10 protein-coding genes are annotated in these 12,443 nt (G+C 66.3%); 4 read left to right on the forward strand and 6 right to left on the reverse strand.

The genetic code is table 11. From position 1 onward, the window contains the following. Positions 1 to 5 precede the first annotated feature (5 nt). The 5 genes from AC3RCJ_RS18990 to AC3RCJ_RS19010 form a co-directional block, all read right to left on the reverse strand. Positions 6 to 893 carry a pirin family protein gene (locus AC3RCJ_RS18990; RefSeq protein ID WP_492961477.1) on the reverse strand — a complete coding sequence of 296 codons (888 nt, stop codon included), beginning with the start codon at positions 891 to 893 and terminating at the stop codon, positions 6 to 8. Further along, the gene (locus tag AC3RCJ_RS18995) at positions 890 to 1,288 is read right to left on the reverse strand and encodes an OsmC family protein (RefSeq protein WP_492961475.1); all 399 of its coding nucleotides are present in this window, start codon (positions 1,286 to 1,288) and stop codon (positions 890 to 892) included. Before AC3RCJ_RS18995 ends, AC3RCJ_RS18990 begins: the two co-directional genes overlap by 4 nt. 77 nt (positions 1,289 to 1,365) lie before the next feature. Continuing rightward, complete coding sequence (locus AC3RCJ_RS19000) at positions 1,366 to 2,082, reverse strand: SIMPL domain-containing protein (protein ID WP_492961473.1); 717 nt, start codon at positions 2,080 to 2,082, stop codon at positions 1,366 to 1,368. 62 nt (positions 2,083 to 2,144) lie between these two features. Beyond that, entirely contained in the window at positions 2,145 to 4,454 is a 2,310-nt protein-coding gene (locus AC3RCJ_RS19005) for an SUMF1/EgtB/PvdO family nonheme iron enzyme (RefSeq protein WP_492961472.1), read from the reverse strand. Positions 4,455 to 4,473: 19 nt separating this feature from the next. Continuing rightward, positions 4,474 to 6,786, reverse strand: a complete 2,313-nt coding sequence (locus AC3RCJ_RS19010) for a coiled-coil domain-containing protein (RefSeq protein ID WP_492961471.1) — start codon at positions 6,784 to 6,786, stop codon at positions 4,474 to 4,476. 321 nt (positions 6,787 to 7,107) lie between these two features. Between AC3RCJ_RS19010 and AC3RCJ_RS19015 the strand changes: the two genes are divergently transcribed. The 3 genes from AC3RCJ_RS19015 (at position 7,108) to AC3RCJ_RS19025 (ending at position 9,376) form a co-directional block, all read left to right on the forward strand. Next, positions 7,108 to 7,344: a hypothetical protein gene (locus AC3RCJ_RS19015; protein WP_492961470.1), complete on the forward strand. Its 237-nt coding sequence runs from the start codon at positions 7,108 to 7,110 to the stop codon at positions 7,342 to 7,344. 188 nt (positions 7,345 to 7,532) lie between these two features. After that, a complete protein-coding gene (locus AC3RCJ_RS19020; RefSeq protein WP_492961469.1) occupies positions 7,533 to 8,231 on the forward strand; it encodes a YXWGXW repeat-containing protein in 699 nt (232 codons plus the stop codon). Positions 8,232 to 8,347: 116 nt separating this feature from the next. Further along, complete coding sequence (locus AC3RCJ_RS19025) at positions 8,348 to 9,376, forward strand: transporter (RefSeq protein ID WP_492961468.1); 1,029 nt, start codon at positions 8,348 to 8,350, stop codon at positions 9,374 to 9,376. 63 nt (positions 9,377 to 9,439) lie between these two features. On the opposite strand, the gene rnk is transcribed toward AC3RCJ_RS19025, so the two are convergent. After that, on the reverse strand, positions 9,440 to 9,847 hold the full coding sequence (gene rnk / locus AC3RCJ_RS19030) for a nucleoside diphosphate kinase regulator (RefSeq protein WP_162835757.1): 408 nt from the start codon (positions 9,845 to 9,847) through the stop codon (positions 9,440 to 9,442). Between the two features lie 604 nt (positions 9,848 to 10,451). Between rnk and AC3RCJ_RS19035 the strand changes: the two genes are divergently transcribed. Then, positions 10,452 to 12,344 carry a putative bifunctional diguanylate cyclase/phosphodiesterase gene (locus tag AC3RCJ_RS19035; RefSeq protein ID WP_492961467.1) on the forward strand — a complete coding sequence of 631 codons (1,893 nt, stop codon included), beginning with the start codon at positions 10,452 to 10,454 and terminating at the stop codon, positions 12,342 to 12,344. The last annotated feature ends 99 nt before the right edge of the window (positions 12,345 to 12,443 follow it).

The raw sequence follows: 12,443 nt of genomic DNA on the forward strand, positions 1-12,443 counted from the left end.
AGCGCCTAGGTTGCCGGGCGCAGCGGCGCCTTCGGCAGCGGGATGAATTCCGTCTCGCCCGGCACCTGCCCCATGCGCTGGGCGCTCCAGTCGTCGGCCGCCTGCGCCAGGCGCTCCTTGCTCGACGAGACGAAATTCCAGAACAGGAAGCGGTGGCCGTCCAGCGGCTCGCCGCCGATGACCACGAACTGCACCGGGGCGCCGCCCGCCGTGACCACGGGCACCTTACCCTCCTCCAGCAAGGCCATGGTGTGCGGCGAGAGCAGCACGCCGTCGAGCGATACCTCTCCGCTGATCGGGTAAATCGCCGCTTCCGCCGGCAAGCCCTCCAGCCGCAGCTCGCGCCCCGCCTGCAGCGCCACGTCCAGGTACAGGGTCTGCATATAGGTGCGCACGGGCGAGGTCCGGCCGAACGCCGTGCCGATCAATACTTTGACGACGGCGCTGTCGAGCGCCACGACGGGAATGTCGGCCTGCGGCGTATGCGTGAAACTCGGCGCGTCTTCCTCGTGCGCCTTGGGCAGCGCGGCCCACAGCTGTAAACCATGCGTGCGGTGCGGTTGTCCCGCCAGGTCGTGCGGCGTGCGCTCCGAATGCACGATGCCGCGTCCGGCCGTCATCCAGTTGATGGCGCCCGGTTCGATGCGCTGGTACGAACCGATGCTGTCGCGGTGGTCGATCGCGCCCTCGAACAGATAGGTGACGGTGGCCAGGCCGATATGCGGATGCGGGCGCACGTCGTGGTTGGCGTCGGGCGCCACGTCGATGGGGCCGAAATGGTCGAAGAAGATGAAGGGGCCGACGGCCTGCTTTACTGCGGAAGGCAGCAGGCGCCGCACGACGAAGCCGCCGCCCAGGTCTTTTTCGTGGCTTTTCAGGATGGCCGCGCTCATGCCAGCACCGTCGTGATTTCCGTGGTGACGGCCGTCATCAGCTTGTGGATCGGGCATTTGCCGGCCACGGCCAGCAATTCCTGGCGCTGCGCATCCGTCAGCTCGCCCGTCAGGTGCAGGGTGGCGGCCAGGCGGTACACGCCCTTGCGCTCGTCGCTGGCATCGCGCTCGGTCGACACTTCCACGTGTTCCAGCGGGATGCCCTTGTGTTTGGCGTACCAGACGACGGTGAGCGCCTTGCAGGCCGACAGGGCCGCGTCGTACAGGTCATGCGGCGACGGGCCGGCATCGCCGCCGCCCTCCTCCACCGAGGCGTCGGCGGAAATGATGTGATCGCGCACGTGCACGATGTGGCGCATGGCTTGCGACTGGTCACGGATGGCTTTGATGGTCATGGCGTTCCTTGGTGCGTTTGGAAAGCCACAATTTACACCGTTTGCCCGCTTTGCGCAGCCCGCCCCAGGGCACCCGGCTATTTGATGCGGAACACGGCGTCGACCGTCTGCGCCATTTTCAGGCTGGTGACCATCAGCATGTCGTCGGGATTTTGCCGCTGGCGGCTGTTGGCACGCTGATAGCGGTCGGACGGCACCAGGCCCACCGCGTTGCCCAGGTTTTTCAGCTGGTCCGACGAAATGCCGGCCACGGCGCCCACGCGCTTGCCAAAGCCGCGCGCCATGGCATCGGCCTTGCGCTGCGCATCCTTGACGGCCTCGCCCATCAGTTCCTCTTCCAGGCGGATGCGCTCGGAAGCGCCGAAGGTGACGGCAAACGCATCGAGATTGGGCATGGCCAGCAGCGGGCGCATCACGGCCGGCCACTTCGACAGGTCGGCCACGTTGACATGCACGCTGGCCTTGATCAGGTATTGCGGCTTGGCGGGGTCCTGTTCGGCGCCCTTGCGGATTTCCTTGCGCACGTCGCGCACCTCGATGTCGGCGGCCGCTTCGGGCAAGCCCTGCTCCACCAGCAGCGCCTTGATTTCGCCGATGCGCGTCTGCACCAGGGCAGTCGCCGCCTCGGGCGAAGGATCGAAAACGCTGACGTCGAAATCGATTTCGCCCAGGTCCGGCATGACGAAGCTGTAGGCCGTGCCCGTCGCATGGATGAAGGGATAGGAAGGCAGATCGCCGGCCAGGGCGCAGACGGGCAGGCAGGCGAACACGAGGCACAGCAGGCGTTTGAACACGGATACTCCGGCACAGTTAGGGTGCATGAAGTATCCGTCAAGATGACTGATTTGACAATGGATTAATCGAGGCTGCGCGCCACGCGGAAACCGACAATATCGTTCGACAGCACGGTGGAAAAACCGTTGCGCAGGGCCGAGCGCAGGTAGCGCGGATGGTACAGCCAGGAACCGCCGCGCAGGATGCGCCGGCTGCTGTCGCTGCCCTCTTCCCAGGCGCTGCCATCGACGGGCGCGCCCTCGTAGTTGTCATGCACGACGTCCTGCACCCATTCCCATACATTGCCGTGCATGTCGAACAAGCCCCAGGGATTCGGCGCGAAGCTGCCCAGCGGCGTGGTGCCGCCCCGGTACACGCCGCGCGGGCCGCCGTTGTAGACATACAGGCCGTCATAGTTGGCCTGCTCGGTGCTGATCGTGTCACCCACGTTGAAGGCCGTGCGCGTGCCGGCGCGGCACGCATATTCCCATTCCGCCTCGCTGGGCAGGCGATACTGCCGCCCGGTGCGCTCGCTGAGCCACGCCAGGTACAGCTGCGCGTCGTTCCAGCTCACGCCCACCACCGGATGCTGCTCGGTCTGCACGAAGCCGGGATTGTCCCAGTCCGTCTCCGAGCCGCCCGCCCACTGCGTCGCCTTGACGAAGGCGCGCCATTCTCCCACGCTGACGGGATGGCGCGCCAGCGCGAACGGGCGCTCGATGCCGACCCAGTGCTGCGGCGTTTCGCGCTCCAGCCAGGTCTTTTGCGAGCCGGCCTGGATGGCGGCCTTGTGCTCCTCCTCGTGCGCGCCCATCTGGAAGCGGCCGCTGGGAATGAGCACCAGTTCCGGTCCCTGGCCGGTGCCGTCGAGGAAATCGTCGCGCAGCACGCCTTCCGCATTGGGCACCGGCTGCTGCGCCTCGGGGGCCGGCGAGGCGGCGGCGTCCGCGGCTTTTTGCTGGGCGGCGGCGCGGCTGGCCTCCTCCTTGCGCGCGCGTTCCTGCTCCGCGCGGTATGCGGCCTCGGCTTTCGCCTGGATGGCCTTGCGCTGCAATTCCTGGTGCTCCTGCAAGGCGGTCGCCGCATCGGCTTCGCGGCGCGCGCGCAACTGGCCGCGCAGCGCCTCCTTGCGCAGCTTGCGCGCCTCTTCCGCTTCGAAATGGCGCTGCGCCTCCTGCTCGCGGCGCAGCTTGTCCTGCCGCTGCTTTTCCAGCGCGGCCGCCTGGATTTCCGCCTTGCGCCGCTGGTCCAGCTCTTCCTGCCGCAGGCGCGCCTCCTTCAGCGCTTCTTCGCGTGCCTGCCCGGCCGCCAGCGCCGCCTCCTTTTGCTGCTGCGCCAGACGCGCCTGCTCCTGGCGCGCCAGTTCTGCCAGCTCGTCCGGCGAAGGACCGGCGGCCCGCTCCAGGCTTTCCAGCAGTGCCTGCACCGATTGCGGCCGCAATTCCAGCGTCAGGGAAAAGCCGTTCTGCAGCACCTGCCATTGGGCCGCATTGAGCGCCTGCGGCTTGGAGGGCAGGTGGCCGGCGCTGCGCGCGTCATCGAACGGCATGCGCCCTTCCAGCATCTGGTAAATCATGACGGCCACCGCATATACGTCCAGGCGCGGGCTGGGCTGGCGCTGGTGCGTGCCCGCCTCGGGTGCCCGGTAACCCTGCGTGCCCGCATTCGGCATGTCCAGCGCCAGGCTGCTGTCCGCATTGCGCACGCGCGTAGCGATGCCGTAGTCGAGCAGCTTGATGTCGCCCTTCGCCGTCAGGAAGACATTGCCCGGCTTGATGTCGCGGTGCACCAGCTTGTGCTTTTCCCACGCATACGACAGGGCATCGGCCACCGGCCGCAGCATCTGCTGCACCGACGCCAGCGGCAGCGCGCCCTGGCGTGCCAGGTAGTGCTCGAGGTCTTCGCCATCGAGGCACTCCATGATGATGAAGTAGCTGGCCGTGGCCGGGTCCTGCGCCCACTCGTAGACGCGCACGATGTTCTCATGCGCGAGTTTTCTCGCCTGGGTCGCTTCCTCGATCAGCAGCTTGGCATGCGTGGCGCTCTGCGTCAGCTGCGGCGGCAAGATCTTCAGCGCCACCATTTCGCTGCTGCCCAGCTCCGCGTGCGTGGCCAGGTCGGTGGCCTGCCACACCTGCCCCATGCCGCCCGTGCCGATCAGCCGTTCGAGCCGGTAGCGGCGGTTTTGCGGGCCGATTTCCTGGCCCGTCATGAAGCCCAGCTCCGTGCCCTGGCGCGCCGGTGGCGGCGCGGACGCGGGCGTGGCGCCCGGCGGCGCATATTCGGCGTCGAGGATGGCGTTCTTGCGGCGTTCGAATTCATGCTCGCTGAGCAGCCCGTCGTCATGCAGGGCGCGCAGTTCGCGCAGCTTGTCTCGTGCTTTTTGCATCATCTGGGGTGAAACGCTTCCATCAAGGCTGCAGGGCGACGCCGCAGGCGGCGCAGAATTTGTCTTCCGGATGTCCGCTGCGCTGCGCATGGCCGTTCTTGCAGCGGGCCGGCGCCACGGCGCCAGCGCCGGGCTGCAGCGCCTGCGCCACGGCCACGCCCAGCTGCGCCTGCGCCGCCAGGCCATGGCTGTGCGCCGCGTTCTGCAGGTTGATCAGCTCGAGCTGCTGGCGCCGTTCGCGTTCCGCCTGCCCCTCCAGGTAGGCGCGTTCCTGCGCCACGCTGTCCTGCGCCATGCGCATGGCGTCCAGCGGCGCGACGCTGTTCTCGGCCGCCGCCAGCGCCGCCAGCGCGTGGATCTGCTCGGCGCTCATGCCCGCCTGCAGCTGCACCTTCAGCACTTGCGCCAGCGCGGCCGCATTCTGCCCGGCCGCCATGGCCACCTTGCCCGTGTCGCTTAGCGTGCCGATTTTCTCGATGCGGTCGATGTCGATGCGCGCCAGTTCGGCCGCATGCGCCTGCTGCGCCAGCAGGGCTTCATACTCTCCCTTCCAGCGCGCATAATCGCTTTCGCGCTGCTGCACCATGGCCAGCAAGTCGCGCTGCCATTGCGCTTCCTGTTCCAGCTGGCGCAGCTGCTGGCGCTGTTCCTCGATGGCCAGCGCGTCGAGCTGCGCCAGGTGTGCCTGCTGCTGCAGCTGGCGCGCGTGCACGCCGTCGGCCTCGATGGTGCGCAGCAGCTTTTCCTGCTGCGCGATGGCGTCCTCGCGCGCGCCGCCGCGGCGCAGCGCCGCGACCTTCTCGGCGATCTCCGCCGCCTGCACCTGCGCCGTTTCGTCCTTGTGCGCCTCGGCGCGCAGCAGTTCGCGCTGGCGCGCCAGCTGCATCTGCTCTTCCCATTCCTGCACCCGCTCGGCTTCGCGCTTGCGCGCCGCGTTGGCCAGGACCGCGCCCTGCCAGGCGGCCTTGTGCTGTTCCGCTTCCAGCTGCGCCTCACGCTGCGCCGCGTCAGCCTCGGCCTGGCGCAGGCGCGCCAGCTGCGCGCGGCGGCCCGCCTCGTCGTCGATCAGCAGCGCGCTTTCGACCTGCTGCGCGATCGACTGCAAGTGGACTTGATGGGTAAAACGCTGCTGCGCCAGCTGGATCTGCTCGCGTCCGTTCAGCTGCGACAGTTCCAGCTCGCTGCGCATCTTGATGGCGGCCAGCACGCGCACGTGCTCCCAGCCGGCCGCGTCATCGGCCCGCTGGGCGCCCTGCTTCGCCAGCTCCTGCTCCAGTTCGCCCAGCGCCAGCGCGGCGCCATGGTCGAGCGCCTGGCGCCGCGATTTCGCTTCCAGGATGCGGCCATACAGGTCGATCTGGCGCCCGCGCAGCGCCTGCAGGCGCTCCGCTTCCTGGTGCGCCAGCTCGGCCTTGTCCACCGTCGCCTCCTGCCGCAGTTCGGCGCGGCGGTGCGCGTGGCGCGCCGCCAGTTCCTCGCGGCGGATGCGCTGCCACTCTTCCTCGTCATACAGCTGGTCGAGCTGCTTCATGCGTTCCAGGCTGTGCTGCTCGAGTTCCTGCGGCGGCAAGCCGCCCAGCCACAAGGTGCCGATGCAGGCATCGCTGCCATCGCGCTTGTCGTGGCGCAAGGTCAAGGTTTCCACGCGCGCCACGGCCAGGCCGGACGGCGCCAGGCGCTGCGTCAGGGCCGACTGCAGGCGTTCGTTCAGTTCGGGGCGCAGGTCGGCATTCGCATCCATCTCGCGCAGGGCGCGGCTGCCGACGAATTCCAGCGCGATCTGGCGCACGGACGGCAGCAGCAAGGCGTGCAGGTGGGCGCGCGTGACGGCGCCCGGCGCGCGCATGAACTGGCACGCAAAGGCGTCCGGCTGGCCCAGCGCGATCTCGACGCGCAGGGAGGCGGCGACGTTCAGCAGTTCCGTGCTGGCCAGGTCGGGCAGGTCGAAATCGAGGCTGACGGCGTCGGCGCGCGCGATCAGCACTTCGGCCGGGCGCGCCGGCAGCAGCGCCGGCAGGCGGGCAAAGAAGGCGGTGCCGTCATACTCGCCGGCCGGTATCAAGGTGAAAGCGTCCGATTGCACGATCCACGCGCGCGACTCGGCGGGCACCTGCAGGCGCTTTGCGGCGCCGCCGAACAGCGAGGACAGTTCACGCACGCCGAAGAACAGGGCCAGCTGATCGTCAGCCAGGCGCCACTGGTTGGCATGCAGCACGGCGTCGCTGCCGGGTGCGCCCAGCGACAAACCGCATTGCGCGCAATAGCCGGCGGCGGCGCCGTTCTTGTGCTCGCAGCGGGGGCAGCGGGCGCCGCCAAAACCAAACAATTGGAACATGTGTGACTCCTGATGAGAATTATTGTGCGTGCGCCGGCGACCGTAGCGATTCTAGCAGGAGCGCCGGCGGCGCACCCGCCGCACGCTACACTGTGCAATAGCAAATAATGCCATGTGGCAATTGCATTCATATGCCCGGATACAGGGCTATTTAGGCCTCAATTCCAGCCGTCGGACGGCCGCTCGCACCCGCCGGCGTTTCAGCGCCGTTTTTTTGCAGGCCATCCCGCCAAAACGGCGGCTGGTCGCATGCGCATGGCGGGCGGGCGCGCCCTTCGCTACAGTGCATGCATACCCACCCGCCACCCGAAAGGAATCATCATGAAAGCCTTGAAAAACATGGAAGCCATCTTCACCGTCGCCGTCGCCATCGCCTGCGGCGCCAGCTATGTCAGCTTCCTGCAGCCCCAGGCCGGCAAAGCCGGCAACGTGGCGCAGGTGAACGCCATCCCTGTGGTGGTGGTCAGCGCCAAACGCCTGACGGAAGAGGAAAAGAAAATCTCGCTGATCGAGGAACGGCAAGCCTTGCTGGGCAACGCCACCGCCAGCACCTTGTGAGCCACGCATGACAGGCCCACGCCGCCTGGCGCCAGCTTGAATACCGCCGCGCCAGGCCGCCATTTGTATCGGTCACGGATACACGGACACACAGCATTGTGTCAATTGTAATAAGTTGAATCAAAGGCGAAAAACCGCCAGCAAGCGCCTATAGTCCATTTCACGCAATCACCGAAATGGAGCACACCATGAAACCCATCACACTCTACGCAGCAGCCATGCTCGCCATCAGCACCGCGGCCTTCCTGCCGGCGCAGGCGATGGCGCAAGGCCAGCTCGGCGTCAGCATTGTCATCGGCAGCGCCCCTCCCCCGCCACGGTTTGAAAGCGTGCCCGCACCGCGCCGCGGCTATGTCTGGGCGCCCGGCTACTGGAACTGGGACGGCCACCGCCATGTCTGGAACAATGGCGAATGGCTGCGCGAGCGGGGCGGCAGCCAGTACCGCCGCGCCGCCTGGATACAGGAAAACAACCGCTGGCGCCTCGACCGGGGCGGCTGGGCCGCGGCCCAGGTGCAGCCCGTGCGCTATGACGAGATCCGCATCGCCCCGCCGCCGCCGCGCCGCGAAGCCATCCCGCGCGCCCGCCACGGCTACGTCTGGGCGCCCGGCCACTGGGAATGGCGCAGCCAGCGCTACGCCTGGACGCCGGGCGTGTGGATCGCCGAACGTCCCGGCTATGCGTATGCGCCGCCCGCGTGGCAGCAGCGCGACGGTCGCTGGCAGATGGAGCAAGGCCGCTGGTCGCCGCGCGGCCCGAATGGCGACCGCGACCGCGACGGCATCCCCAACCGCTATGACCGCGACAATGGCAACCGCCACGACCGCGACGGCGATGGCATCCCCAACCGCGACGACCGCCGCCCCGATAATCCGCGCCGCAGCTAAAACGCGGCAGTAGTCCCCGCCAAGGCCACCCATCGCGGTGGCCTTGTCATTTTCCCGACACATCCGTGCATTAGAATCGCGCGACGATCAATCACACTGCGCGAGAAAGATTCACGATGGCGATGGAAACTGCCGGTTTTACCTACGGCTCGGACACCTCGGGCCTGGTCTGGGGCTTTTTGTTTGGCCGCGAGACGCAGCCGCTGGCGCTCGATTCGTCAGCCGCGCTGGCCTGGCTGGCCGACGGCGCGGCCCGCCCGGCGCAGGAATTCGTCTGGCTGCATTTCAACCTGTCGCATGCGGCCAGCGAAAAATGGCTGATGGCGCACACGCAGCTGGCCGACGAATTCTATGAAACCCTGCACCAGGGCTCGCGCTCGACGCGCATCGAACAGGCGGAAAACACGCTGATCGCCGTGGTCAACGACGTGGTGCACAATTTTTCGTTCGAGGCGTCCGACATTTCCACCATGTGGGCCAGCGTGGCGCAAAACCTCGTCATCACGGCGCGCCGCGCGCCGCTGCAGTCGATCGAGCGCCTGCGCCAGGCCGTCATCAAGAACCACGAACCGATCCGCTCGTCGGTGGAGCTGCTGATCCACCTGCTGCGCGACCAGGCCGACGTGCTGGTCAACATCGTGCGCGACGCCGTGGCGCGCGTCGACGATATCGAGGATCACTTGCTGGCCGGGCGCCTGGTGCCGAAACGCGAAGACCTGGGCGCCATGCGGCGCGTGCTGGTGCGGCTGCAGCGGCTGCTGGCGCCGGAGCCGGCAGCCCTGTTCCGCCTGCTGCAACGCCCGCCCGCATGGGTGTCGGAGCTGGACAGCCTGGAATTGCGCCAGTCGACGGAGGAATTTTCGGTGGTGCTCAGCGATATGTCTTCGCTGCAGGAACGCATCAAGCTGCTGCAGGAAGAGATCGCCGCCAGGGTCAACGAGGAAAACAGCCGCAGCCTGTTCGTGCTGACCATCGTCACCGTGCTGGCGCTGCCGATCAACATCATCGCCGGCATGCTGGGCATGAACGTGGGGGGCATTCCGCTGGCCCAGCACCCGCAGGGCTTCTGGATCATCGTCGCCATCATCGTCACGTTCACGGTCGTGGCCGGATGGCTGGTGGTGCGCGTGCAACGCAATAGTTAATTATTGGAAACACGGCCAGGCAGGCGGACGGCAGGCGCCGTCCGCCCTCAGTGCCTGCCGCGCTTAGCGGTGGTACTCCCCGGCCCGCTCAGGCTGGTAGACGATTTCCTCGATCTTCACCTTTACCACGCCGCCCGGCATGGGCCAGGCGATGCTGTCGCCCACGGACAGGCCCAGCAGGGCGCTGCCGACGGGCGCCAGCACGGAAATGCGGTCGGCCTGCCCTTCCACGTCTTTCGGATACACGAGCGTCAGGCAGAATTCCTCCTTGTTCTCCACCGTGAAGCGCACGGTGGAATTCATCGTCACGACGGTCGGCGGAATCTCTTGCGGCTCGAGCACTTCGGCACGGCCCAGCTCATCGAGCAAGGCGGCCTTGTCAGGCGACAAGTTATTTCCCAAGGCATACAACAACGCTTCCAGTCGTTCCAGGTCTTGTGACGACAAAATAATTTTTGGTTTTTTTTCCAAGATATCCTCACTGATTATCATTAGGGCGGCGTCCGGTTTTGCTGGCGAGCAGGCGCACAAGACAAAACAAACAGCATCAGAACGTCCATCATCTGCGGATTATGGACGAACTCGCGGAGCAAGGCCATAGCGTTCCGCCATTCCCGATTAAAAATTATTAAAATCAATGACTTGCAGGACCAGAATTATCGATCGAAAAGAAATACGGCAAGCCCAGGCCATTCAAACGGGGCCAGGCGATTTATTCTCCATGGGATTTTATTTACTCGCGGCATGTCTTGACGATCAAAAAGACGCGGCCGCCAAAAAGGATTAAAATCAATCCATCATTATTATTAGAAATGCACGCTTCCGTTTTTTCGTGCGCCTGCCTGCCTCTCCCGCAGGCGCCGCCTTGCCGCATGACGCCGCCACGCGGCTGTCAGGGCACAAAAATGCTGCGTGCCCTGTACTTTCACGCTACGAAATGACAATATGTCGGCCTTAACAACACGTTGAGAGTTCCGGCTCACTTCGGTTTTCATCAGACTGGAACGCAAAGTATGGCAGGGCAAGGCGGCATCAAGCGCGGCGGCGACAAACGGGGCTGGCAAGGAATGGCGACATGATGGTGCCCCTGATGCTGCCGTCGGCGCGCCTGCGGGGCGACAAGGTGGCACGGCTGAACCTGCTGGCCGCCGCTGCCATGCTCGCCTGTGCCAGCCTGCTGCTGATCCTGTTTCAACTGCTGACGCTGCAGGCCGCATTGCAGCAGAACCTGCAAGTCCAGGCCGACATGCTGGCCCCTGCCGCGGCCCAGGCATTGCGCCAGAACAATCGCCTGGCGGCGGAACAGGCCCTCGCCCCCCTCGCGGCGGCCCCCCACATCGAGCAGGCGCTGATCTACACCCCCTACGGCGCGCCGTTCGCCCGCCATGCGCGCAGCGGCGCCGACCTGCCGCCGGCCGCGCCGCAAGCGGGCCTGCACATCGCCTACCTGGCGGGCAACGGCACCATCCTCACGCCATTGCCGGGCGGCGGCGCGCTACTGCTGCGCACCAGCCTCGCGCCCCTGTACCGCAGCCTGGCGCAGTTTGGCGCATTCACGGTGCTCGTCAGCCTGTGCGCATTCGGCCTGACGGTACTGATGGTGCGCCGCACGCGCCTGGCCGCGCAGCAGGCGGAAAACCACCTGCATTATCTGGCCCACGTCGACCCCGTCACGGAATTGCCGAATCGCCATGAATTCAACGATGCGCTGGCCTATGCGCTGGCGCGTGCCGACCGCCAGGACAGCAGCGTCGGCCTGCTGCTGCTGGACCTCGATAATTTCAAGGTGGTCAACGACACGCTGGGCCACCATTGCGGCGACCAGTTGCTGAAGATGGTCGCCAAGCGCCTGATGGTCATCCTGCGCACCACCGACATCATCTGCCGCATCGGCGGCGACGAGTTCGTCGTCATCGTCGAACCGGCCGACGACGCCTCCGAGATGGCCAGCGTGGCCCGCAAGATCCTCGCCGTGCTGGCCGCCCCCTTCGACCTCGAAGGCCACCAGCTGTATGTCCGGGCCAGTATCGGCGTGAGCCTGTATCCGTTCGACGCGCGGGACGTGGCCACCCTGACGCGCAACGCCGACACGGCCATGTATCACGCCAAGCACCAGGGCAAGAACTGCTTTGCCGTCTTCCAGTCCGACATGGAACTGCGCGCCCAGCGCCGCCTGCGCATGGAAGCGAACCTGCGCCGCGCGCTGCAGAATCAGGAGCTGTATTTGCACTACCAGCCGCAGGTCGACCTGCGCAGCGGGCGCATCGTCGGCGTGGAAGCGCTGATACGCTGGAACTGCCGCGAAATGGGGCAGCTCAGCCCCAGCGAATTCATTCCCGTGGCCGAGGAAAGCGGCATCATCGTCGACCTGGGACGCTGGGTGCTGCAGAGCGCTTGCCGCCAGGCGGCCGCCTGGTGCAAGGCCGGCCTGCTCGACTCGCTGGAACACGTGGCCGTCAACCTGTCCGCCTGCCAGGCGCGCGATCCGGGCCTGATGGACGACATCCGCGCCATCCTGCAGGAAACGCAACTGCCGCACGGCTTGCTGGAACTGGAAATCACGGAAGGGGTCTTGATGGACAATATCCACGCCAACGTGGAATTGATGCGGCGCCTGCAGGAAACGGGCATCCATTTGTCGGTCGACGATTTCGGCACCGGCTACTCCTCGATGTCCTACCTGAAGCGCCTGCCGATCGACCAGCTGAAGATCGACCGCAGCTTCGTGCACGACCTGCCCGGCGAGGGCGAAGCCATCGTCACGGCCATCATCGCCATGGCGCACAGCCTGCACCTGAAAGTGGTGGCCGAAGGGGTAGAGACCTTGCAGCAGGTGGAGTTCTTGAGAAAAGCCGGCTGCGACAACGTGCAGGGCTACTTCTTTGCGCGCCCGATGACGGCGGCGCAGTTGACGGCGTTGCTGCTGGAGCGGCGCGACTGGAGCACGCGCACGATCTTGCCGGCTTGAGGTCTGGCCAACGATATTGTCGGATTACGCCATTTGATGCTGACGATATTGTCGGATTACGCGCGGCGTTGCCGCGCTAATCCGACCTACGCCATGCAC

The sequence above is a fragment of the Janthinobacterium sp. GW822-FHT07H11 genome, from assembly GCF_058798615.1.

Bases quoted from the DNA above. Each gene is read 5' to 3' on its own strand.
- AC3RCJ_RS18990 (WP_492961477.1), bottom strand. From the start codon at position 893: ATGAGCGCGGCCATCCTGAAAAGCCACGAAAAAGACCTGGGCGGCGGC.
- AC3RCJ_RS18995 (WP_492961475.1), bottom strand. From the start codon at position 1,288: ATGACCATCAAAGCCATCCGTGACCAGTCGCAAGCCATGCGCCACATC.
- AC3RCJ_RS19005 (WP_492961472.1), bottom strand. From the start codon at position 4,454: ATGATGCAAAAAGCACGAGACAAGCTGCGCGAACTGCGCGCCCTGCAT.
- AC3RCJ_RS19010 (WP_492961471.1), bottom strand. From the start codon at position 6,786: ATGTTCCAATTGTTTGGTTTTGGCGGCGCCCGCTGCCCCCGCTGCGAG.
- AC3RCJ_RS19015 (WP_492961470.1), top strand. From the start codon at position 7,108: ATGAAAGCCTTGAAAAACATGGAAGCCATCTTCACCGTCGCCGTCGCC.
- AC3RCJ_RS19020 (WP_492961469.1), top strand. From the start codon at position 7,533: ATGAAACCCATCACACTCTACGCAGCAGCCATGCTCGCCATCAGCACC.
- AC3RCJ_RS19025 (WP_492961468.1), top strand. From the start codon at position 8,348: ATGGCGATGGAAACTGCCGGTTTTACCTACGGCTCGGACACCTCGGGC.
- AC3RCJ_RS19035 (WP_492961467.1), top strand. From the start codon at position 10,452: ATGATGGTGCCCCTGATGCTGCCGTCGGCGCGCCTGCGGGGCGACAAG.